The organism is Sphingomonas jinjuensis (assembly GCF_014197105.1).
Lineage (GTDB): Bacteria > Pseudomonadota > Alphaproteobacteria > Sphingomonadales > Sphingomonadaceae > Sphingomonas > Sphingomonas jinjuensis.
The window spans coordinates 154,356-176,135 of sequence record NZ_JACIEV010000004.1 but is presented as its reverse complement, the minus strand read 5'-3'; the positions used below and the strand labels follow the sequence as shown (position 1 = coordinate 176,135).

25 protein-coding genes are annotated in these 21,780 nt (G+C 69.4%); 9 read left to right on the top strand and 16 right to left on the bottom strand.

Annotated features, from left to right (window positions below):
• Positions 1-56: 56 nt before the first annotated feature.
• Together ligA and GGQ80_RS08485 are read right to left on the bottom strand one after the other, a co-directional pair.
• The gene (gene ligA / locus GGQ80_RS08490) at positions 57-2,135 is read right to left on the bottom strand and encodes an NAD-dependent DNA ligase LigA (RefSeq protein WP_183983724.1); all 2,079 of its coding nucleotides are present in this window, start codon (positions 2,133-2,135) and stop codon (positions 57-59) included.
• Complete coding sequence (locus GGQ80_RS08485; protein ID WP_183983722.1) at positions 2,132-2,455, bottom strand: hypothetical protein; 324 nt, start codon at positions 2,453-2,455, stop codon at positions 2,132-2,134. The genes ligA and GGQ80_RS08485 overlap by 4 nt, the downstream gene beginning before the upstream one ends.
• 111 nt (positions 2,456-2,566) lie before the next feature.
• On the opposite strand from GGQ80_RS08485, the gene GGQ80_RS08480 reads away from it, so the two are divergent.
• Positions 2,567-3,541 carry an SDR family oxidoreductase gene (locus tag GGQ80_RS08480; protein ID WP_183983720.1) on the top strand — a complete coding sequence of 325 codons (975 nt, stop codon included), beginning with the start codon at positions 2,567-2,569 and terminating at the stop codon, positions 3,539-3,541.
• Positions 3,542-3,710: 169 nt separating this feature from the next.
• Here GGQ80_RS08480 and recN read toward each other — a convergent pair whose 3' ends face one another.
• Complete coding sequence (gene recN, locus GGQ80_RS08475; RefSeq protein WP_183983718.1) at positions 3,711-5,369, bottom strand: DNA repair protein RecN; 1,659 nt, start codon at positions 5,367-5,369, stop codon at positions 3,711-3,713.
• A 390-nt stretch (positions 5,370-5,759) separates the two neighbouring features.
• Positions 5,760-6,728: an outer membrane protein assembly factor BamD gene (locus tag GGQ80_RS08470; RefSeq protein ID WP_183983716.1), complete on the bottom strand. Its 969-nt coding sequence runs from the start codon at positions 6,726-6,728 to the stop codon at positions 5,760-5,762.
• A gap of 108 nt (positions 6,729-6,836) precedes the next feature.
• On the opposite strand from GGQ80_RS08470, the gene GGQ80_RS08465 reads away from it, so the two are divergent.
• The 4 genes from GGQ80_RS08465 to gmk all read left to right on the top strand — a co-directional run bounded on the left by GGQ80_RS08465 (position 6,837) and on the right by gmk (position 9,079).
• Positions 6,837-7,667, top strand: a complete 831-nt coding sequence (locus GGQ80_RS08465) for a class I mannose-6-phosphate isomerase (protein ID WP_183983714.1) — start codon at positions 6,837-6,839, stop codon at positions 7,665-7,667.
• Between the two features lie 191 nt (positions 7,668-7,858).
• Complete coding sequence (locus GGQ80_RS08460) at positions 7,859-8,071, top strand: hypothetical protein (RefSeq protein ID WP_183983712.1); 213 nt, start codon at positions 7,859-7,861, stop codon at positions 8,069-8,071.
• A complete protein-coding gene (locus GGQ80_RS08455) occupies positions 8,068-8,277 on the top strand; it encodes a hypothetical protein (protein ID WP_183983710.1) in 210 nt (69 codons plus the stop codon). The genes GGQ80_RS08460 and GGQ80_RS08455 overlap by 4 nt, the downstream gene beginning before the upstream one ends.
• A 103-nt stretch (positions 8,278-8,380) precedes the next feature.
• Positions 8,381-9,079: a guanylate kinase gene (gene gmk, locus GGQ80_RS08450; protein ID WP_183983708.1), complete on the top strand. Its 699-nt coding sequence runs from the start codon at positions 8,381-8,383 to the stop codon at positions 9,077-9,079.
• Positions 9,080-9,192: 113 nt separating this feature from the next.
• On the opposite strand, the gene GGQ80_RS08445 is transcribed toward gmk, so the two are convergent.
• The 6 genes from GGQ80_RS08445 to crcB are packed head-to-tail and all read right to left on the bottom strand — an operon-like array spanning position 9,193 to position 12,922.
• Positions 9,193-9,879, bottom strand: coding sequence for an ATP12 family protein (locus tag GGQ80_RS08445; RefSeq protein ID WP_183983706.1), 687 nt, complete (start codon positions 9,877-9,879; stop codon positions 9,193-9,195).
• Positions 9,876-10,085: a hypothetical protein gene (locus GGQ80_RS08440; protein ID WP_183983704.1), complete on the bottom strand. Its 210-nt coding sequence runs from the start codon at positions 10,083-10,085 to the stop codon at positions 9,876-9,878. Before GGQ80_RS08440 ends, GGQ80_RS08445 begins: the two co-directional genes overlap by 4 nt.
• Positions 10,082-10,735 (bottom strand): HAD-IA family hydrolase, encoded by a 654-nt coding sequence (locus GGQ80_RS08435; RefSeq protein ID WP_183983702.1) that lies wholly within the window; start codon positions 10,733-10,735, stop codon positions 10,082-10,084. The genes GGQ80_RS08440 and GGQ80_RS08435 overlap by 4 nt, the downstream gene beginning before the upstream one ends.
• Positions 10,732-11,346 carry an FMN-binding negative transcriptional regulator gene (locus tag GGQ80_RS08430; protein WP_183983700.1) on the bottom strand — a complete coding sequence of 205 codons (615 nt, stop codon included), beginning with the start codon at positions 11,344-11,346 and terminating at the stop codon, positions 10,732-10,734. Before GGQ80_RS08430 ends, GGQ80_RS08435 begins: the two co-directional genes overlap by 4 nt.
• The gene (locus tag GGQ80_RS08425) at positions 11,346-12,554 is read right to left on the bottom strand and encodes an RluA family pseudouridine synthase (RefSeq protein WP_183983699.1); all 1,209 of its coding nucleotides are present in this window, start codon (positions 12,552-12,554) and stop codon (positions 11,346-11,348) included. The genes GGQ80_RS08430 and GGQ80_RS08425 overlap by 1 nt, the downstream gene beginning before the upstream one ends.
• Positions 12,551-12,922 (bottom strand): fluoride efflux transporter CrcB, encoded by a 372-nt coding sequence (gene crcB / locus GGQ80_RS08420; RefSeq protein WP_183983697.1) that lies wholly within the window; start codon positions 12,920-12,922, stop codon positions 12,551-12,553. The genes GGQ80_RS08425 and crcB overlap by 4 nt, the downstream gene beginning before the upstream one ends.
• A gap of 235 nt (positions 12,923-13,157) precedes the next feature.
• On the opposite strand from crcB, the gene GGQ80_RS08415 reads away from it, so the two are divergent.
• Entirely contained in the window at positions 13,158-13,376 is a 219-nt protein-coding gene (locus GGQ80_RS08415; protein WP_183984088.1) for a hypothetical protein, read from the top strand.
• Between the two features lie 68 nt (positions 13,377-13,444).
• Here the strand turns inward: GGQ80_RS08415 and GGQ80_RS08410 are convergent, their stop codons facing one another.
• The 4 genes from GGQ80_RS08410 to GGQ80_RS08395 all read right to left on the bottom strand — a co-directional run bounded on the left by GGQ80_RS08410 (position 13,445) and on the right by GGQ80_RS08395 (position 16,952).
• Positions 13,445-14,002: a glycine zipper 2TM domain-containing protein gene (locus GGQ80_RS08410; protein ID WP_183983695.1), complete on the bottom strand. Its 558-nt coding sequence runs from the start codon at positions 14,000-14,002 to the stop codon at positions 13,445-13,447.
• 87 nt (positions 14,003-14,089) lie between these two features.
• A complete protein-coding gene (locus GGQ80_RS08405) occupies positions 14,090-14,509 on the bottom strand; it encodes an OsmC family protein (RefSeq protein WP_183983693.1) in 420 nt (139 codons plus the stop codon).
• A 75-nt stretch (positions 14,510-14,584) separates the two neighbouring features.
• Entirely contained in the window at positions 14,585-14,893 is a 309-nt protein-coding gene (locus GGQ80_RS08400; protein ID WP_183983690.1) for a glycine zipper 2TM domain-containing protein, read from the bottom strand.
• Positions 14,894-15,518: 625 nt separating this feature from the next.
• Positions 15,519-16,952 carry a hypothetical protein gene (locus tag GGQ80_RS08395; protein ID WP_343050953.1) on the bottom strand — a complete coding sequence of 478 codons (1,434 nt, stop codon included), beginning with the start codon at positions 16,950-16,952 and terminating at the stop codon, positions 15,519-15,521.
• A gap of 108 nt (positions 16,953-17,060) precedes the next feature.
• Between GGQ80_RS08395 and GGQ80_RS08390 the strand changes: the two genes are divergently transcribed.
• Positions 17,061-18,110 carry an alanine racemase gene (locus tag GGQ80_RS08390; RefSeq protein WP_183983686.1) on the top strand — a complete coding sequence of 350 codons (1,050 nt, stop codon included), beginning with the start codon at positions 17,061-17,063 and terminating at the stop codon, positions 18,108-18,110.
• Positions 18,111-18,159: 49 nt separating this feature from the next.
• On the opposite strand, the gene GGQ80_RS08385 is transcribed toward GGQ80_RS08390, so the two are convergent.
• Both GGQ80_RS08385 and GGQ80_RS08380 read right to left on the bottom strand, forming a co-directional pair.
• Positions 18,160-19,332 carry an acetyl-CoA C-acetyltransferase gene (locus GGQ80_RS08385; RefSeq protein WP_183983684.1) on the bottom strand — a complete coding sequence of 391 codons (1,173 nt, stop codon included), beginning with the start codon at positions 19,330-19,332 and terminating at the stop codon, positions 18,160-18,162.
• On the bottom strand, positions 19,329-20,462 hold the full coding sequence (locus GGQ80_RS08380) for an alpha/beta hydrolase (protein WP_246346962.1): 1,134 nt from the start codon (positions 20,460-20,462) through the stop codon (positions 19,329-19,331). The genes GGQ80_RS08385 and GGQ80_RS08380 overlap by 4 nt, the downstream gene beginning before the upstream one ends.
• Before the next feature lie 14 nt (positions 20,463-20,476).
• Here GGQ80_RS08380 and phaR point away from each other — a divergent pair, with 14 nt between their 5' ends.
• The gene (gene phaR, locus GGQ80_RS08375) at positions 20,477-21,058 is read left to right on the top strand and encodes a polyhydroxyalkanoate synthesis repressor PhaR (protein ID WP_183983682.1); all 582 of its coding nucleotides are present in this window, start codon (positions 20,477-20,479) and stop codon (positions 21,056-21,058) included.
• Positions 21,058-21,243: a hypothetical protein gene (locus GGQ80_RS08370; protein ID WP_183983680.1), complete on the top strand. Its 186-nt coding sequence runs from the start codon at positions 21,058-21,060 to the stop codon at positions 21,241-21,243. Before phaR ends, GGQ80_RS08370 begins: the two co-directional genes overlap by 1 nt.
• Positions 21,244-21,780: the final 537 nt, after the last annotated feature.

Below are 21,780 nucleotides of genomic sequence, written 5' to 3'. Positions count from 1 at the left end.
GATCGTCACGCGCTGCAACTCGCTGTCGCGGCGTTGCAAAACCGCAACGCTACTCGCTAGCGCGCAGCGGCGACCAGCGCGGCCCAGCCGGCTTCGTCGATCACCTCGATGCCCAGCTCTGCGGCCTTTTTCAGCTTCGATCCGGCGCCCGGTCCGGCGACGAGTAGGTCGGTCTTTGCCGAGATCGATCCCGCCACCCGCGCGCCCAGCGACTCGGCCTGCGCCTTCGCCTCGTCGCGGCTCAGCGTCTCGAGCTTGCCGGTGAACACCACCGTCTTGCCCGACACCGGCGACTCGCGCGTCTCGACCAGGAAGGGCGGCGGCGTGACCAACTGGAGCAGGTCGTCCCACACCTTGCGGTTATGCTCTTCGTGGAAGAAGTCGCCCAGCGACACCACCACCGCCGGGCCGACGCCCTCGATCAGCGCGAAGCGGTCGGCGGCATCGGCGTCGCCGTCGCGCGCCGCCTCCGCCGCGCGGCGCAGCTCGGGCAGCGTCACGAACATCTTCATCAGGTCGCGCGCCGTCACCTGGCCGACGTGGCGGATGCCCAGCCCGAACAACAGCCGCGCCGCATCCGGCTCTCGGCGTTCCTCGATCGCGGCGAGCAGCGCGTCGACCGAACGCTCCTTCCACCCCTTCATCGCCAGCATCTCGGTCCGATGCGCGTTGAGGCGGAAGATGTCGGCGGGCTCCGCGATCCAGCCGAGATCGATGAACAGCTTCAGCCGCTCGACCCCTAGCGAATCGATGTCGAGCGCGCCGCGGCTGACCAGGTGCTTCAGCCGCTCCAGCCGCTGTGCAGGACAGATCAGCCCGCCGGTGCAGCGGATGTCGACCTCGCCCGGCTCCGCCACCGCCTCGCTGCCGCACACCGGGCAATGGGTGGGGAAGGGCCAGGGCGCCCGCGCGTCGTCGCGCGACAGATTCTCGACGATCTGCGGGATGACGTCGCCCGCGCGCTGCAGCACGACGCGGTCGCCGGGGTGGACGCCCAGCCGCGCAACCTCGTCGGCATTGTGCAGCGTCGCATTGGTGACGACGACGCCGCCCACCGTCACCGGCTCCAGCCGCGCGACCGGGGTCAGCTTGCCCGTGCGCCCGACCTGGATGTCGATCGCGTTCAGCGTCGTCTGCGCGCGCTCGGCCGGAAATTTGTGCGCGATCGCCCAGCGCGGCGCCTTGGCGACCTGGCCCAGCCGCGCCTGCCAGTCGAGCCGGTCGACCTTGTAGACGACACCGTCGATATCGAACGGCAGGTCGGCGCGCTCGGCCTCGATCGCGCGATAGACGGCGAGCCCATCCGCCGCGCTCTCGACCCGGCGAAGCCCCTCCGCCACCGGCAGGCCCCAGTCGCGGATCGCCGCCATCACTTCGCTCTGCGTCTCGCCCGGCACCGCCGATGCCTCGCCCCAGCCGTGCGCCAGGAAGCGTAAGGGGCGGCTGGCGGTGACGCTCGCATCCTTCTGGCGCAGCGATCCGGCGGCGGCATTGCGCGGGTTGGCGAACTGGCGCGCCTCCTTGCCCGACGCTGCCGCCTCCGCCGCCAGCCGCTGGTTGAGCTCGGCGAAATCGGCCTTCGCCATATAGACCTCGCCGCGCACCTCGAACACCTCGGGCGCCTCGCCGTGCAGCCGCGCGGGAATGTCGTCAATCGTGCGCACGTTGTCGGTCACGACTTCGCCGACCTGCCCGTCACCACGGGTCAGCGCCTGGACCAGTACGCCGGCTTCGTAGCGCAGCGAGCAGGACAGGCCGTCGATCTTGGGCTCGGCGGTCAACGCCACGACCTCGTCGTCGCCGAGCCGCAGGAAGCGGCGGACACGCGCGACGAATTCCTCGACCTCCTCGTCGCTGAACGCATTGTCCAGGCTCATCATCGCTCTGGCATGCGCGACCTTGGCGAGGTGCGCGGCCGGCGCGGCGCCGACCTGCCGGCTCGGCGAATCGGCGCGGACGGCTTGTGGAAACGCCGCCTCGATCGCGGCATTGCGGCGGACCAGCGCGTCATAGTCGGCGTCGCTAATCTCGGGCGCGTCGTCGGTGTGATAGGCGCGGTTGTGGTGCGCGATCTCGTCGGCGAGCCGCGCCAGCTCGGCGGCGGCCTGTTCTTCGGTTTCGGGCAGCGCGCTCATGCCAGCCACCAGCCGGGATGAAGCGCGACGATCGCGGCCGACACCGCGACGATACCCGGCACCGGCCGCCAGTCGAACGCGCTCAGCACCTCGAGCGATCGCTTCAGGTTCCACCATCCCGCCACCGCCGCGAGCCCGCACCATGCCAGCATCCAGCCGGCCCCGTCGGGCCAGCGGATCGCGGTGTCGATGCCGAGCGCCGTCACCGCGATCATGCCGATGCCGGCGGCAAGCGTCAGCAGCGTGCCGACCGGCAGCATCGCCAGCGCGACGCGGCCTTCGCGCCGGTCGCGCGCAGTCATCCGGGTAGTGGCGTCCATCCAGGCTCGCTTAGCGCCGCGCCCGCCTCGCGCGCAATCGGGTCGATCGCCTGAACCTTTCGCGCTCCCGCGCGCTTGCGACGCATTCCCGATAGATCAGGACGATGCGCCATGACTGACACCGCCAGCCGCCGTGACGTGTTCAAGGGGGCCGCCGCTACCGGCGTCCTTGCCGCCGCCGCCCCCGCCATGGCTGAGGCCGCCGCCCAGCCCGCCGATCCGACCAGCAAGTTCACCTCCCAGCCGTTCCCCGAGCAGCGCCAGAAATGGCCAGCGCTCCAGCGCGACATGCGCCCCGTCCCCGACAGCGGCGAGACGAGCTACCGCGGCAGCGGCAGGCTGCAGGGGCGCAAGGCACTGGTCACCGGCGGCGATTCAGGCATCGGCCGCGCCGCCGCGATCGCCTTCGCGCGCGAGGGCGCCGACGTCGCGATCAACTATTACCCGACCGAGGAGCCCGACGCGCAGGACCTCGCCAAGCTGCTCCGCGCCGAGGGGCGCCGGATCGAGCTGCTGCCCGGCGACCTGACTGACCAGGCGTTCACCACCGGGCTGGCGGCGAAGGCGGCCAGCCAGCTCGGCGGGCTCGACATCCTCGTCAACAACGCCGCCTATCAGCAATCGAAGCCGTCGATCGCCGACATCTCGTTCGAGCAGTTCGACCGGACGATGAAGACCAACGTCTATGCAATGTTCTGGCTGACCAAGGCTGCGCTGCCGCTGATGAAGCCGGGCGCGTCGATCATCAACACCGCCTCGGTCAACTCGGTCGATCCGGGCGAGGAACTGCTCGACTATGCCAGCACCAAGGGCGCGATCCTGATCTTCACCAAGGGGCTGGCGAAGCAGCTCGGCAAGAAGGGCATCCGCGTCAACGCCGTCGCGCCCGGCCCGGTGTGGACGCCGCTCCAGGTCGCGGGCGGACAGCTACCGGGCAAGATGGGCGAATTCGGCCAGGACACCCCGCTCGGCCGCGCCGGCCAGCCGGTCGAACTGGCCGGGCTCTACGTCGCGCTGGCGGAGGGCGGGAACAGCTTCACCACCGGCAGTGTCTTCGGCGCGAACGGTGGGACAGGCGCGATCTGACGGAGGGGGGGGCACCCCGGCCTTCGCCGGGGTAACAGGGAGGGCCTGGAAATTACCCCCCTTCCGTCATCCCCGCGAAGGCGGGGGTCCATACTGGCTAACCGTCGTGATGCTCACGATGCTCAGTGACGATGGGTTCCCGCCTTCGCAGGAATGACGGGAAGAGCCCTCACGCCGTCTCCAGCAACCTCACCGCCTGCGCCCGCGCCTCGTCGGTCACCGTCGCGCCTGACAGCATCCGCGCGATCTCCTCGCGACGCTCGTCCTCGCCCAGCACGCGAACGCCGGTGCGGGTCACCGTGCCGTCGCTCGATTTCGCGATCAGCAGATGCTCGGCGCCGCGCGCCGCGACCTGCGGGCTGTGCGTGACGACCAGCAGCTGCGTGTGTTCCGCCAGTCGCGCCAGCCGCTCGCCGATCGCGCTCGCTACCGCGCCGCCGACGCCGCGGTCGATCTCGTCGAAGATCATCGTCGCCGCGCCGCCTTCCTCCGCCAGCGCCACCTTCAGCGCCAGGATGAAGCGCGACAATTCGCCGCCCGACGCGATCTTGGCGAGCGGGGCAAAGGGCGCGCCGGGATTGGTCGCGATCTCGAACTCGACGCGGTCCTTGCCGCCCGGCCCCCATTGTTCGGGGCTGGCGTCGGCGACGACGGTGCGGAAGCGCGCGGCATCCAACTTCAACGGCGCCAGCTCGTCCGCCACCACCTCGTCGAGCCGCCCCGCCGCTGCCCGCCGCCGCGCCGACAGCGTCGCCGCTGCCGCATCGTAATCGGCCCGCGCCGCCGCCACGCGCGTCTCGAGGATTGCGACTCGATCTTCCCCCGCCTCGAGCCGCTCCAGCCGTTCCGAGAGCTCGGCGGCGAGCGCGGCGAGATCGTCGGGCTGGACGCGATGCTTGCGCGCCATCCCGCGCAGCTCGAACAGCCGCGCCTCGTCCTCTTCCTGCGCGCGCGGGTCGAAGGCGAGGTCGGCGCTGGCTGCGGCGATCTGTTCTTCCACCGTCGCGGCCTCGATCACCGCGCGATCGATCGCCGCCAGCGCTTCGCCAAGCGCGGCATGATCCTCGGCGATCCGCTCCAGCACGCGCGCCGCCTGGCGCAGCTGCGCCAGCGCGCCGTCCGAACCGCCCAGATGCTCCTCGATCGCCGCCATCTCGCCCGCGATCTTCTCGGCACGCTGCATCGACCGGCGCTTCTCCGCCAGCGTGTCTTCCTCGCCGGGTTCGGGCGCAAGCCGGGTCAGCTCGGCGACGGCATGCTCCAGCCATTCGCGATCGCGCGCCGCCGCCTCGATCTCGTCATTGGCCGCCGCCAGCGCGGCCTGCGCGTCGCGATAGGTCGCCCAGGCCTTCGCCGTGGCTTCCGGCTCGACCCGGCCATAGGCGTCGAGCAGCGCGCGATGGCCGCGCGGGTTGAGCAGCCCGCGATCGTCGTGCTGGCCATGGATCTCGACCAGCATCGGCGCCAACTCACGCAGCAGCGCGGCGGACGCGGGCTGATCGTTGACGAAGCCGCGGCTGCCGCCGTCGGCCTTGACGATGCGCCGGATCAGCAGCGGCTCGCCCGGCTCCGCCTCGATCCCGTTTTCCGCCAGCGCCGCGGCGAGCGGTCCTTCCGGCGGATCGAACGTCGCGGTCACCACCGCCTGCGCCGCGCCGTGCCGCACCAGTGACGTCTCGCCCCGCGCGCCCAGCGCCAGCCCCAGCGCGTCGAGCAGGATCGACTTGCCCGCGCCGGTCTCGCCGGTCAGCACGTCGAGCCCGCGCTGGAATTCCAGATCGAGCGCCTCGATCAGGACGACGTCGCGGATGGAGAGCGCGGTCAGCATCGCGCCGATATAGCGCGGGTTACGGGCGAGGGGAGAGGGAAGTGTGCCCGGTTCGTTCGCTATCCCCGCTGATCCTCCCCCGCCAGGGGGAGGTGGCGCGCCGAAGGCGGGTCGGAGGGGGCGGTAAGCGATTAACTGCCGGTCGGGCTTCCTCCCCCTCCGTCAGCTTCGCTGCCACCTCCCCCTGGCGGGGGAGGACATGAAAGACCGTCATGCTGAACTCGTTTCAGCATCTCTCCCCACGGGCAGTGCGCTCACCGACGAAGATCCGGAAACGAGTTCAGGATGACGGCAGAATGGGAAGGCGCTCAGGCCGTCTTGCCGTTCATGCCGAGCGACGTCGAGGCACTTCAGCCCGCACCCCTGTCGCTCGGGACGAACGGCGAAAGCTTACGTCCCCGGACGCGTCATCGTCCCGTTCGCCCCGGCACCGCCGCTGGGCATCGCCGGGGTCGCGCTCGCCGGACGGTCGGTCTTCTTCGAGCCTGCCTCGCCCGGCAGCGCCGGCTGCGCGCCCGGCGTGCCGACCGGCACCACCGGCTGGCCCGGCGCCACCGCGGCGACCTTCTCGACGGGATATTCGCGCATCAGCTTGTACGCGCGCTCATACCAGTCGGTGCCCGGATAGTTGCGCCCCAGCACCGCCGCCGCCTTCTCCGCCTCGGGCCGCACGCCCAGCGACAGATAGGTCTCGGTCAGCCGCATCAGCGCCTCGGGCGCGTGCGTCGTCGTCTGATAGTCGTCGATCACCCGGCGGAAGCGCATCGTCGCCGCGAGCCACTGGCCGCGCCGCTCGTAGAAGCGTCCGATCTCCATCTCCTTGCCGGCGAGGTGATCGTTGACGAGGTCGATCTTCAGCCGCGCGTCGCTGGCATAGCGGGTGTTCGGATAGCGCCGCGTCAGCTCGCCCAGCGCCGTCAGCGCCTGTTGCGTGATCTTCTGATCGCGGGTCACGTCGCGGATCTGTTCGTAATAGCCGAGCGCGATCAGATAATAGGCATAGGGCGCATCGCGGTTGCCCGGGTGGACCGACAGGAAGCGCTGCGCCGACTGGATCGACTGGGTGTAATCACGATCGAGATAATAGCTGAACGCGCTCATCAGCTGCGCGCGGCGGGCCCAGATCGAATAGGGATGCTGGCGCTCGACCTCGTCGAACAGCTGCGCCGCCTCCTTGTAGCGCGCCTGGTCGAGGCGGCTTCGCGCCGTCGAGTACAGCGTGCCGACGTCGCGCGCGACATAGGGCAGGTCGCCCTTGCCGCGATTGCGGGCACAGCCGGCGATCGGCATCGCGACGGCGGCGACGAGCATGAGGGCGATCGCGCGCGTGGGCAGGTTGCGGAACTGGGGGGTACGCATCGGCCGCCTCCTTAGCCCAGCGCCGTGCCAGCGAACAATAGCTTGCGTGGATCGTTGCGCGTGGCGCAAGGCGCCGCGAAGCGTCACCATCACTGATAGAGGTCGATCATGCCCGCCACGCTGCTCCATACCCACCGCGTCGAGAAGCCCTGGGGACGCCATCACCTGGGCTTCGGCTTCGAGGATGCGGCGGAGGGCGGCGATCCGATCGGCGAGATCTGGTTCCAGCAGCCCGGCGACAGCACGCCGGAACTTCTGATCAAATATCTCTTCACCAGCCAGCCCTTGTCGGTCCAGGTCCATCCCGACGACGAGCAGGCGCACGCCCGCGGCCTGCCGCGCGGCAAGGACGAATGCTGGACGATCCTGGGCGCCGAACCCGATTCGACGATCGCGCTTGGCCCCAAGCAGCCGATCGATCGCGAGACGCTGCGCGAATCGGCCAAGGACGGCTCGATCGAGGACAAGCTCGACTGGGTGCCGGTGAAGGCAGGCGATTTCTATTACGCGCCGTCGGGCACGATCCACGCGATCGGCGGCGGGCTGACGCTGATCGAGGTGCAGCAGAATTCGGAGACCACCTATCGCCTCTACGACTATGGCAGCGATCGCGAGCTTCACCTGAAGGATGGCGTCGATGTCGCGACGCTCGATCCCTACCAGCCGATCGCGCAGCCTGCGGGCTCGACCGAGGATCGCACCATCCTGGTCGAAGGCCCTAAGTTCGTGCTCGAACGCTGGCACCCCCATGGCGGCGACCGCCAGGTCGCGCTGCCCGAGGGCACGACCGGCTGGCTGATCCCGATCACCGGCAGCGGCAGCGTTGCCGGCGTCGCGTTCAAGGCCGGCGAGTGCGTGACGGTGACGGGCACCGAGAGCGTGACGACCGATGCCGATGCGGACGTACTCTTCGCCTATCCGGGGACGAAGCGGATCTGACCCTCGGTCCTCCCCCGCCAGGGGGAGGTGGCAGGCGAAGCCTGACGGACGGGGAGGTAAGCGACCGCATCGGTATGGCATCCTCCCCCTCCGACGCCTTCGGCGCCACCTCCCCCTGGCGGGGGAGGACCGGAAGGACGGAACCACCGCCGATAACCTGGGTTCTCCCTATCCAAGAGGAGGACGCCCCCGTGAGTGCAACGACGATAGGCGCGCTGGTCGGCGGCGCGATCGATGCGATGAGCGGCGACGACAGCGCCGCAGACGGCGCGTTGATCGGCGCTGTCACCGCCAACGTGCTGAAATTCGTGGTGCCGATCGCCATCACCTATGCGGTCGGTTGGGCAGTGTTGCGCGGCGTGGGCGAACTCAAGAACATCATCTTCGAAGGGACCAAGGCATGATCGGCAAGATTATCGGCGCGCTCGTCGGGCGCGAACTCGACCGCAACAATCGTGGCAGTGGCGTCGGCGGTGCGGCCAAGGGTGTCATCGCGGCCAGCGTGCTGCGTCGCATGGGTCCGCTGGGCATGCTGCTCGGCGGCGGCTGGGCGGCGAAGAAGGCCTATGATCGTCACAGGGCCGGCCGCGTCGGCAATCCGGTCCGCTGATCCGATGCCGGTGTGACCGGCATTCGACAGCAACCCGTTTTTATGGGCGCTTGGCGGCGTCGCGCTTGACGCGCGGCGTCGCCGGGCGCCACTAGCGGCGTCCATGGACGCGACCCCGCCGCAACTCGCCGCCGAATCCCCCCGGCCCGATCCTCACGGCTTCAAGCGGCGCGGCGTTCTGTTCGTCCTCTCGTCACCGTCCGGCGCTGGCAAGTCGACGATCGCGCGCAAGCTGCTGGCCAGCGAAACCGAGCTCGGCGTCTCGGTGTCGTACACGACTCGCCCGATCCGCCCCGGTGAGGTCGATGGTCGCGATTATCACTTCGTCGATCTCGACACCTTCCGCGAGATGGTCGCCAACGGCGACTTCCTCGAATGGGCCCACGTCTTCGGTCATCGCTACGGCACGCCTAAGGCACAGGTGTGGAACGTGCTCGAACAGGGCCGCGACATCCTGTTCGATATCGACTGGCAGGGAGCGCAGCAGCTTCACCAGCTGGCCGGCGGCGACGTCGTCCGCATGTTCATCCTGCCGCCGTCGATGCCGATCCTGCGCGAGCGGCTGGAACGCCGCGCGACCGATTCGATGGAAGTCATCGACGCCCGCATGGATCGCGCCGCGAACGAGGTCAGCCACTGGGACGGCTACGACTATGTCCTGGTCAACGACGACGTCGAGGAATGCTACCAGTCGATCAAGACGATCCTCGCCGCCGAACGGCTGAAGCGTTCGCGCCAGACCGGAATCATCGGATTCATCCGCAAGCTGCTGCGCTCGGGCGAAATGGTGCCGCTGGCCTGATCTGGGCCACCCCCGTCATTCCCGCGAAGGCGGGAATCCATTTTCCTCGGATCGACGTGGGACTCACCACCACCAGCCAGTATGGCTCCCCGCCTCAGCGGGGATGAAGCCGCTCAATCCGCCAAAGCCCCCAGAAACCGCAGCGCCGCGTCGAAATCCCGTCGCCGCGTCGCTTGCGCGTCCTCAGCCAGCGGATCGCGGCCCCATTGCTCCGCCTGCCAGTCCTCGTCGACATGCGCCGCATCCCACGCCGCATCGCCGTCGATCGCCCCCTCCACCAGCGCCAGCGCCAACACCAGCGACCCGGTGATCGTCACCAGCGGCGACAGCGCCGCCAGCCGGAAGGCATCGAGCGCTGCCACCGCCTCGCCCAGCCGGGCGACCGTCGCCGCCGGTTGCGGATGGTGGAGCACGCCCGCCACCGGCTCGAAATGCACGTCGTAGCGTGCCCGCGCCCAATCGAGCACCGGATCCCACGCTGCCGCCTGCCGCTCGACCAGCGGGTCGGGCGAATCGGCGCGATAATAGAGCAGGTCGCCCTCGCCATAGCGGGCGAGCCCCGCGGCAAAGGCGTCGTGGTGCGGCCCGACCCGGTCGATCGCGGCGTTGGCGAGCCCGGTCAGCGGCATCGCGCGCGGATCGATCGTGTCGCCGACCCCGCGCCATTCGTCCGCTACCGCCGCGGCCAGCGCCTCGGTCGGCAGCGCCAGCGGCACGCGCCCCGGCGTGCGCACCGGCTTGCCGTCGAGCGCCACCACCCGGTCGTCGCCGACCGTCACGTCCTTCCAGAACCGCTTCACTCGCCGCTCCGCCACTTGTGCGCGAGCGCGCGCGGCACCACCGCCATCATGTACAGCGCCGCCAGGACGATCGCCGCGCCGAGCAGCTTGTTCGGCGTGTCGCTCGCCCGCCCGACCAGCACCAGCCCGAATACCGCGCCCGCCACCGCCGCCAGCCGCGTGGCGACGATCGCGAACCAGCGCTTCTTCGCCGGATCGCCGCTCATGCCAGCATCCCCGGCAGGTCGCGCGCGTGGCCGGCGATCAGCTTCGCTCCTGCGGCCGCCAGCTCGTCGGGTGCGTGATAGCCCCAGGCGACGCCAACCGCCGTCGCGCCCGCCGCGCGTGCCATCGCCATGTCGAAACTCGTGTCGCCGATCATCGCAGTCATATGGGGCTCGGCGCCGGCCTCCGCCATCGCCGCGAGCAGCATCGATGGATCGGGCTTCGACGGATGCCGGTCGGCGGTCTGCAGCGTGACGAAGCGATCGCTCAGCCCATGATGCGCGAGCAGCAGGCCGAGCCCGCGATCCGACTTGCCGGTCGCGACGCCCAGCAGCCAGCCGTCCGCCGCCAGCTGGTCGATTGCCGCGACGATGCCGTCGAACAGTGGTTCGTCGCCGAGCCCGCCGTTGCCCCGCATCGCGTGGAAGGCATGCTTGTAATCCTGCGCCAGCCGCCGGTGCGCGGCCTCGTCGGCATCGGGCAGCAACGCGCGCATCGCCTCGACCAGGCTCAGCCCCACGATCCGCCGCGTCGCCTCGCGCGGGGGCGGCGCAAGGCCGTTGGCGGCGAAGGCGGTTTCCATCGCGCGACAGATGTTCGCCTGGCTATCGACCAGCGTCCCGTCGCAATCGAACACCGCGAGCCGGGTCACGCCAGCTTCCCCGCATTCACTTCGGCAACCAGCGTTGCCTCGGCGACGCAGCCGTCGACCTCGAGCGAGGCGACGACGCCGCGCACCGCATCGGCGGGCTTGTTCTGACTGAGCTTGCGCGTGCCCCGCCACGTCTTCGCGACCAGGACATGGCCGCTGATCGCACCGACCATCGCGTCGAACCGTGCCGCGTCCATCTTGTCGCGCGTCCACGCGGGCTTGGGCGCCAGTAGCGCCTCATGCTGCGCGCTCATCGCATCGATCTGCGCGATGAGTTCGTCGCGCGGCAGCGGGCGGATCGGCCCCTCCACCTCGACCGCGACATAATTCCACGTCGGCACCTGCTGATCGGTGCCATACCAGTCGGGGCTGACATAGAAGCCCGGCCCACCGATGCTCGCGATGCCGTGCGCCTCGCCCGCCAGCAACGCCGCCGCCCGATTGCGCCGCGCCAGGTGGAAGCGCAGGTTGCCGTCGTCGTCGAGCGTCACCGGCGCGTGCACCACCGCACACGCGCCGCCCGCCGAGACGAACAGATGCGCAAAGGCGAGGTCGCGCACCAGCGCCTGCATCGCCGCCGCGTCCATTGCGAAGGCGCCGTCGGGATGCATCAGCGCTTGGTCGGTCGCGACGGCGCCTTGGGCTTGCCGCGGGTGGTGGCGCCGGCACCCGGCCGCTTGCCTGCCGGGCCCTTGCCCGCCGCGCCCCTGCTCGGGGCAGCCTTGCCGGCCACCGCCGGAGCGCCGCGGCCGCGCCGCTCGCCCTTGCGCTCCTTGCGCACCGTCTTGGCATGCGCCCGCGCGCGCTGCTTCTTGTCCTCGCGCGTTTCGGGGACATGCTCGTCGAGCGGCATCTGGTCGCCCAGCATCTGCTCGAAGCCCAGGGTCGTCAGGCTTTCGGCGAAATGGTGCGGCAGCTCGGCCTGAACGTCGATCTGGCCGCCATCGGGATGATCGACGCGCAGCCGGCGCGCATGAAGATGCATCTTGCGGCTGATCCCGCCGGTCAGGAACGCCGCCGGGCCGCCATATTTGCCGTCGCCGACGATCGGATGGCCGATCGCCGCCATGTGAACGCGCAGCTGATGCGTGCGCCCGGTGAACGGCTGCAGCTCGACCCAGGCGGCGCGATTGCCCGCGCGCTCGATCACGCGATAGCGGCTGCGCGCCGACTGCCCGTTCTCCTCGTCGACGTGCATCTTCTCGCCGCCGGTGCCGGGCTGCTTGGCGATCGGCAGGTCGACGACGCCGTCGTCGATCGACGGCACGCCGACGACCAGTGCCCAATAGACCTTCTTGGCGGTGCGCCCCGAAAAGGTCTTGGCGAAGAACGCCGCCGCGCGCGGGGTCCGTGCCACCAGCAGCGCGCCCGACGTGTCCTTGTCGAGCCGATGGACCAGCTTGGGCCGCGCGCCCTCGTCGTCGGCGAAGGCGTCGAGCAGCGCGTCGACATGCTCGTGCGTCTTGGTGCCGCCCTGGGTGGCAAGGCCGGGGGGCTTGTTAAGCACCAACGCCATCGGGTCGCGGTGGATCACCATCTCGCTGGCGAAGCTGACTTGGTCGGGGGTCAGCGGCACCCGCTGGCGCTGCGGCTTGGCGTGGGTGGCGACGGGCTCGGGCGGCGGCACCCGCAGTTGCTGCCCGGCGGCGATGCGGTCGCCCGGCGTCGCGCGCGCGCCGTCGACGCGCAGCTGCCCCGTCCGCGCCCATTTGGCGACGGTGGTGAAGCTGGTGTCGGGCAGGTGCCGCTTGAACCAGCGGTCGAGGCGGATGCCGTCGTCCTCGGCATCGACGGTGAAGGTGCGGACGGCGTCGGTCATGCGAAACTCCTCGCGGCGGCGAGCCCGGCGACCAGCGCCGCGATGGAAACGGTCACCGATGCGATCACATAGGCCCCGGCAGCGATCAGCTGCCCACGTTCGGCCAATGTCACCGCGTCGAGCGAGAAGGACGAGAAGGTCGTGAACCCACCGAGCACACCGACCGCTAGGAACAGCCGCCAGTTATCGCCCAGCTGGAACCGCGCCAGCGTGCCGACGAGCACGCCCATCAACAGGCTGCCGGCGATGTTGATCGACAGCGTCCCCCAGGGAAAGGCCGGCCCCAGCCAGCCGAGCATCGCCCGGCCGACAAGATGCCGCGCCCCGGCACCGAACGCACCGCCGAGCATGACGAGAAAAAGAGGCATGGTCGGCCCCTAGCTGGTTTTGCCGGTCGCGCGAAGGGTGTGTGATTATACTCATCGTCATCCCAGTTTCCTCCCGTCATCCCGGCCTTGAGCCGGGATCCATCTAGCCGCGAGCGACTGGCGAGAGGATCAGGCGACGTCGCCTGCCCAACCTTGGATCCCGGGTCGAGCCCGGGATGACGGGAGAAGCACCGAAACCTTGCACCCCGCCCGACGCACCGCCATCTTCGCGGCCATGAACATCCTCTCGATCCTGATCGGCCTCGTCGCGCTGGTCTTCGTCATTCCCGGGCTGATCCCGCTGCTCGGCGTGTTCAACTACATCGCGATCCCGATCGCGGTGGTCGGTGCGGCGGCGGGTATCCTGTCGTCGCGGACGAGCGGGCGGAACTTCAACCTGTTCGTCCTCGTCGTCGCCGTCATCCGCCTGTCGCTGGGCGGTGGCCTGATCTGATCGTCCGAATGCGAAACGGGCCCGGCGATCGCTCGCCGAGCCCGTCATCGTGCGTCACCGGGTGACGATCAGCGGCAGGTCACCTGGCCGCGATCGATCGATGACCCCAACGCCGCGCCGCCGGCGCCGCCGATCAGCGTGCCGAGCAGCCGCGAACCGCCGCCGGCGATGACGTTGCCGAGCACGCCGCCCGCCAGACCGCCGACGATCAGGCCGGTCGTTCCGTCGCTGCGACGGCAATAATAACGGCCGTTCTGCCCGCGATAGATGCGGTCGTTTCGCGTCAGCCGGCGCGGCTGGTAATAGCGGCCATCGCGATAATATTGGTCGGCGTAATAGGCGCGCTGACCCCGCGGCAAGCGGTTGTAGTCGTAGTTGCGCCACTCGCGATAATCCTGGCGGCGATCCTGGCGCGCATCGCGAACCTCGTCGCGATACTCGCGGCGCGCATCGCGCACGTCGCGGCGCGAATCGGCGTTGCGCAGGTCGCGGCGATAGTCCTGACGTGCGTCACGCACCTCGCCGCGGTATTCGCGATCGATGTCGCGTGGGTTGTCCTGCGCGACGGCCGGCACGGCGGCGACGACGCTGGCAGCCAAGGCCGCCGATAGAAATGCGAACCGCATGGTCAACTTCCTCTGTCGATGTGTGCAACTAAAACGTCGTTCCCGCCCGAATCGTTGCCTGAACCTATAACTACATTACGTTCACCTTTACGCTATCTCGAGCGTCGTCTCGGCGTTGATCAGCTTCGATACCGGGCAATGTTGCTTGGCGTCTTCGGCCAGTCGGCGAAACTCATCGGCGTCGATGCCGTCGATCTTGCCGGTCAGCGTCAGTGCCGACTTGGTGATGGTGAAGCCGTCGCCCTCGCTTTCCAGCGTGATCGCGCATTTGGTTTCCAGCGACCCCGTCTCATGGCCCGCCTTTGCCAGCGCGAAGCTCAGCGCCATGGTGAAGCAGCCGGCATGTGCGGCGGCGATCAGCTCTTCGGGATTGGTGCCCGGGCCGTTCTCGAAGCGCGTGTTGAAGCCATATTGGCTGTGGTCGAGCACGCCCGACTGGGTCGTCAGCTCGCCCTTGCCATTCTTGCCCATGCCTTCGTAGCGGGCGGTCGCGGTGCGGGTCGTCATGTCACTATCTCCGTCAATCGAAAAGGGGCGCCGCGGCCAATCCGCGACGCCCCCCAAAGGTTGCAGTGGCTGGCGTCAGCCGCAGCGACGACGGCTCGACCCGCGATCGACTTCGCGACCCAGCAGGCCGCCGGCCACCGCGCCGCCCAGCGTGCCGACCGTGCGGTCGCCGCGGGTGTCGATCGTCCGGCCGAGCAGCGCGCCGGCGACGCCACCGACCACCAGGCCGGTCGTGCCGTCGGCCTTGCGGCAGCGCAGGCGGCCGCGGTTGTCGCGCCATTCGCGATACTTGTAGCGCTGCGCGCCGGCTTCGCTGGTCGGAAACGCCACCGACACCGGCACGGCCATCGCCGCACAGCCAAGAATGAGCATCATATTACGCATTACGGGTCTCCCGTCCTTGTTACGGGGCGAGAACGTCGTGGCGGCGGCGGCGGTTGCATGAACGGGAAACAACGTCGCGTTCATCTAGTAGGTTGCTACTATTTATCCCCGTTATCCACAGGCTCCGTCGCGCGTCGCCGCTTGGTGCGACTCGGCTGTCGTGACAGCATCCATCCCACAGGGCGAGAACGACCGGCGGGAAACCGCAGTTCGATCGAAGACCTGGACGGCGATCGGTCGAAACGCTTCCTTGGAAGCGGGAAGGCGATCGACGGATCGGATGGGGCTGGCACGAGCCCCGGTATGATCGGCGCGCCGCGTCAAGCGGCTGCGACGGGAAGACCGGTTCTCAGCTTGGCGACATCCGAGCGCGATGGTCCGGCGATGCCGCTTCGGCGGGATCGACGGGGCGACGCAAAGCCACCGGCCCGGAAGCCGACGCCCTCGGGCGACGTGCGGAAGAGGGCGGTGAGCGAAGGGCGATCGGCCCGTGCTCTCCCGAGCACCCGCCGCGCGCTCGCCGCCGAGGGCGAGGAGCGACACCGGCCAGGCCGCGTCGTGATCGGCCGAAGCGACAGGGGGTCGGCAGCGATGTCGACCCCTTTTTGCGTATGGACGTTAGGCCTCAGCCCACCCGCCGATAGACCGCGACCGTCTCGTTCCCCATCGGCAGTCGCGCAACCAGGCGATAGCCGCGCGCTACCTCCGCCTTGGCCAGGGCATGGACGTCGCCGCGCTCGCCACGATAGCGCGGGCGCATCACCACCGCCGCTGGTCGCGTCGCAAAGATCCGCCGCACTTCCGCCAGCTGGTCGACGCCGATCGCACCGCTTTCGCGCGCACGACCGAGGTGGCTGGGGAACAGCCAGCGCGTCGGCGCGCAGCGCCCCGTTCGCGCATAGAGCGATACCGATCCCGAATAGACGTACAGGCATCCCGGCCCGCGCCCCACCGCCGCCGCGATCGCCGCCAGCTCAGCGTCGTTGCCACGCTGCGCCCGGTTGATCGCGACCGTCGCCAGCCCGACGATCGCCGCCACGCCCAGTATCGCCGGCACTACCCAGCGCCGTTCGCGCATGGCGCCCAGGAAGCCGGCGGCGGCGGTGGCGGCGGGCAGGACGATCGGCAGGCCGTAATGGTCGAACCAGCCGCCGAACACGACGACCCCCGCCACCGCCACGCCAGTCCATGCGAAGACGAAGTGTCGCACCCGCGCCTCGCCCCCGTCGCTACGGCCCCGCGCGGCACAGGCCATCGCCAGCAGTGGCGACAGGATCAGCACCAGCGTCGCGGCATTGCCCAGCTTCTCGCCCCAAGGATCTGGATGCCGCGCCATGATCGACCAGACGTTGGCGTAGAGGAAATCCTCAGCATGGCCGATGCTTGCATAATAGCCATAGGCCGCCAGCGTCGGCGCCAGTGCCACCGCCACCAGCACCGCCGCATAGCCGATCAGCGCTACGATCGACCGCCGCGCCCGCCACTCGTCCGCGAGCAGCCAGCAGCCGAAGAACATGCCCTCGAACACCGCAGCATATTTGATCTGCAGCACCAGCCCGACCAGCGCCATCGCGCCGATCCCGCGCCACCGCCGCCTCGTCGCGTGGCCGCCGGTCGCGACCAGCCACGCCGCCGCCGCCATCGGAGCATTGTAGAAGACCGGCGACTGCCCGCTGACGCCGCCCAGCGGATCGAGCCACACGATATAGGCCACCGCCGCCGCTGTTGCGCCGCGCGCCCATCCCGCCCGGGTCGCCAGCGCCGCAACGCCCCACGCCGCTCCTACCACCGCGGCGAAGGCCAGCGCCTGATAGGCGATCGTCGCGGCGATCCCCGGCAGCCATGCCGCGGTCATATACAGCAGGAACAGCCCGACCGGCTTGCGATCCCACACGTCGAGATAGGGGGTCGCGCCATGAGTCATCATCCGCGCGACGGCGAGATAGAATTCCTCGTCGACATGGACGACCGGATTGCCGATCGCCAGCGCCCGCATCGCCAGCGCCGCCACGATGATGATGGCGAGGCGGCGGCGAGGGGAGGGGAGCGCGTCGGTCACCATCGCGCTCTAGGCGGCGAGCGCCCGCACGAACAGACCGTCCCCCGATCCGCAACCACATAGGCCATGCCCTCGACGCCTTCCCTCTGTCTGCCTATTGCCTCGCCCATGCCCTCGTTGCCGCTTCCCCTACGTCTCCACCTCGATGGCGATGCGCTCGCCGGCAATTGGCGGGCGCTCGACCGGCTGGCGGGATCGGCGGCGTGTGGCGCGGCGGTGAAGGCGGACGGCTATGGTCTCGGCGCGGTCGAGGTCGCGGGGCGGCTGGCGAAGGCTGGATGCCGCGACTTCTTCGTCGCCACCTGGGCGGAGGCCGCCGCGCTCGCGCCGCTCGGCCTGTCGGTGTCGGTCCTCCACGGCGTGCGCGCGGCAGACCTTACGGCGGCACTGGCCGTCCCGGCGCGACCGGTGCTCTCGACCGAGACGCAGGTCGCGCGCTGGCGCGATGCGGGTGGCGGCGTGTGCGACGTGATGGTCGACACCGGCATGAACCGCCTCGGCGTCTCGCCCGATGCGGTGCGCGCCGGGCTGCTGGGCGGCCTCGCGATCGACACGCTGATGAGCCACCTCGCCTGCGCCGATGACGAGGACGCCGCCGGCATGGCGATGAACGAGGCGCAGCGCAGCGCCTTCGCAGGCCTCGCCGGCGTCACCACGGCGCGGCGGATGAGCCTCGCCAATTCGGCGGGGGTCGCGCTCGGCGCCGGCTATGCCTTCGGTCTCGTGCGACCCGGTCTGGCGCTGTACGGCGGCATCCCGCGCGGATCGCTGGCCGGCGATATCCGGCAGGTCGTATTTCCTCATGCCGAGATTCTCCAGCGCCGCACGGTGCCGGCCGCCGCCACCGTCGGCTACAACGCCACTTGGCGCGCGGCCCGCGATACCGAGGTGGCGATCATCAACCTCGGCTATGCCGACGGCTATTTCCGCGGCTTCTCCGATCGCGGCGGCGCCCAGGCAGGGGGCACGCGGCTCCCCGTCATAGGCCGGGTATCGATGGATCTCGTCGCGCTCGACGTCTCTGCCGCCGCGTTTCTGGCGGAAGGCGACTGGGTCGCGATCGACTTCGCGCTACCCGCGGCCGCTGCGGCCTCGGGCATGTCGCAATATGAACTGCTGACCAGCCTCGGCCATCGATACGCGCGGGACTGGGACTAGGGGCGGCCCGTCGGCCGCGACGGGCGCCCACTAGTCCTTCGCGATCAGTTCACCGCTCGACGCACATCGCGATGCCCATGCCGCCGCCGATGCACAACGTCGCCAGGCCCTTCTTCGCGTCGCGCTTCTGCATCTCGTAGATCAGCGTCGTCAGCACGCGCGCGCCGCTCGCGCCGATCGGATGGCCGATCGCGATCGCGCCGCCGTTGACGTTGGTCTTGGCGGGGTCGAGCCCCAGCTCCTGACAGACCGACAGCGCCTGCGCCGCGAACGCCTCGTTCGCCTCGATCAGGTCGAGGTCGTCGACGCTCCAGCCCGCCTTCTCCAGCGCCTTCTTCGACGCCGGCACCGGGCCGATGCCCATCACCGACGGATCGACGCCCGCCGACGCCCAGCTCCTGATCGTGCCCAGGATCGGGGCGCCGCGCTTCTCGGCTTCCTCGCGGCTCATCAGCACCAGCGCCGCAGCGCCGTCGTTGAGGCCGCTCGCGTTGGCGGCGGTCACGGTGCCGTCCTTCTTGAACGCCGGCCGCACGCCCGACACGCCCTCGACCGTCGCCCCGGCACGGATATATTCGTCGTCGGCGACAACGGTATCGCCCTTGCGGCCCTTGATCGTCACCGGCGCGATCTCATCCTTGAAGCGACCCGCACCCCGCGCCGCCTCCGCTTTGTTCTGGCTCGCGACCGCGAACTCGTCCTGCGCACCGCGCGCGATCTGATACTGCTCGGCCAGGTTCTCGGCGGTGATACCCATGTGATAGCCGTTGAAGACGTCGGTCAGCCCGTCCTTGATCATCGTGTCGACCAGGCTGACGTCGCCCATCTTGGTGCCGCCGCGCATAGTCTGCGCATGCGGGCTGAGCGACATCGACTCCTGCCCGCCCGCGACCACGATCGACGCGTCGCCGGTCTGGATCGCCTGCGCCGCCAGCGCCACGGCGCGCAGGCCGCTGCCGCAGACCTGGTTGACGCCCCAGGCCGGCACCTCCTTGGGGATGCCCGCCGCCATCGACGCCTGGCGCGCCGGGTTCTGGCCCTGGCCGGCGGTCAGCACCTGGCCCAGGATCACTTCCGACACGTCCTCGCCTTTGACGCCCGCCTGCTCCAGCGCGGCGGTGATCGCGACCCGGCCCAGTTCGTGCGCCGGCGTGGCGGCGAAGGCACCCAGGAAGCTGCCCACGGGGGTGCGCTTGGCTGCGGTGATGACGACGTCGGTCATGTCAAAGGTCTCCTGTGCTGCGCCGCATCTAGAGGATCGCGACGCCCAAGCAAATCCTTGCCGGCGTGGCTGCTAGGGAGCCGGGCGATCCATTCTTCCAGCGGCTGCCACAGCGCCTCGCGCGCACGCCCGCCGACGATCATCCCGACATGGCCCAGCGCCAGATCGCGCCGCTCGCCGACCCCCGCGGCGGTGGCGGCGGGGACGATCCGGTCGGTGCGCGACACGAACTCGATGGCGGGCACGTCCAGTCGCGCCGGATCGATCGCCACCCCGCCGATCGACCATTGCCCTTGCCCCGGTCGATCCGCGTCGATGAAATCCTCGAACAGCTGCCGTCCCGCGGCATAGGTCAGCGGCGCGCCAGCGTTGGCCCAATCCTCCAGCCGTACGAACGCCCGCGCCGCCGCGCTGTCCGGCGCCATGCGCGAAAACGCCTCGTACTTACCGATCGTCCGCGCCGGATCGAGCCGCCAGAACCCCGCCTGCAGCACCTCCATCGGCACCAGCCCCAGCGCCGCGCAGGTCGGCCCGGCATCGCGCCACATCGCCGCGATCGGTCCGCGCGCCTCGCCATAGCCGGCGAAACGCCACGGCGCCGCCAGCGTCGCGACGCCAGCGACGGGCGTCAGCGCCGCCGCTGCCACCGCCATCGTCCCGCCCAGGCAATAGCCGACCAGCACGGGCGGCTCGGCGAGGCGGCGCAGCAATGGCACCAGCAGGTCGGCGACATGCGCGTCGATATCCTGGTCGCGATCGCCCACGTCGGGCTCGCCCCAGTCGACCAGCATCGCGTCGCAGCCAGCCGCCGCCAGCCGCCGGACCAGCGATCGCTCGGCATCGATGTCGAGGATCGCGGGCGGATTGATCAGCGACGGCACCAGCACCACCGGCCGGCCGCTGCCCCCCGCACCGCGCAGCGACGCCCGCCCGACGCGGGCGCGCTCGTCCAGCGCCGGGGGCGGGGCCTCCCGCACCGCCGCCTGATACGCCGCCAGCCCCGCCATCGCCGCCGCCTGTCGCTCGGGCGATGCTGCGGTCTCGCTGCGCAGCATCGCCAGGAACAGCGGGAGCGGGCGCGGCGCGTGTTGCGGTGCGGTATCGTTCGTCGTAGGCTGGCCCTCAATCATAAGAGGGGCCCCGGATGAAGAAGCATCGCGCGATCGACGGGACGGTCATCATCAAGAAATACGCCAATCGGCGGCTCTACAATACCGAGACGTCGTCCTACATCACGCTCGACCATCTCGCCGCGATGACGCGCGACGGCCGCGACTTCAAGGTCGTTGATGCCAAGACCGAGGAGGATATCACCCACAACGTGCTCACCCAGATCATCATGGAAGAGGAAGGCCGCGGCGAAAAGCCAATGCTGCCGGTCAACTTCCTGCGCCAGCTGATCTCGATGTACGGCGATTCGATGCAGGCGATGGTGCCGGGCTATCTCGAAGCGTCGATGGAAAGCTTCCGCCGCAACCAGGAACAGTTCCGCACCGCGGTCGAAGGCGCCTTCGCCCATTCGCCCTTCGCCGAGATGGCGAAGCGCAACATGGCGATGCTCGAGGCCGCGGCATCGGCGTTCAAGCCGGGTGCGGTCGGCACGCCGGCGACGCCTGCGCCCGAACCCTCGACGGACGCCGCCACGGCGACCGGCAAGGATGCCGAGATTGCCGCGCTGAAGGCCGAACTCGCCCGCCTTCACGACAAGGTCGAAAAGCTGGGCTGATGCCCACGCTGTGGTGGGCGGCCGGCGGTGCGACGCTGATCGCGATCCTCGCCGCCCTCGCCGACCGCCGCCGCACCAAGCGAGCCGACCTCGACCGCATCACGCCTGTGGACTGGCGCACCGTCCAGCTCGCCGCGATCGTTGCCATGCTGCTGCTGGTGAGCGTGGCGCTGCATCTGGGGTAGCGGGCGGCTGTGCCTCGAGCCATGGCTGATGCTCGACCCACGATGAGGCGGCAATTCGAGGGGATGGTGCGTCAAGTACGCTCTCGGACGCGCTTCGGTCGCCCCTCGTGAGCAAAGCTCCTAATGGCGGTGTCTCAAAAAGGGACGTTGTCCAATTCCGATCACCAAGTCCGCGATCGAGGTTTTCAGTTGCTGCATCCCGCCCGACAGCGACGTTTGGTTGGCGTTGAATAAACGTAGAGGGGCAAAAATGAAATTTTCGACCTTAATCGCTATTTCGGTCGCAGTCATGTGTTCGGCGCCAGCATCGGCAGCCAGCGCTGCCGATGTATTTAATGGGGTAATGGAAGACTCGTCGCTGTTCAAAGGCAGTTTCAAGTTGGAAGGCCGTTTAGGAAACTATACCCTTTCAGCGTTTTCCACGACATATAAGGGAATGTCGTTTAATCTAATGAATACCGGACTGGAGCAGGTCGGCGAGCGAGTGCTAATTGGCGGGAAGCCGAACGGGGTTAGCTCAACAACCACCGGTACGGA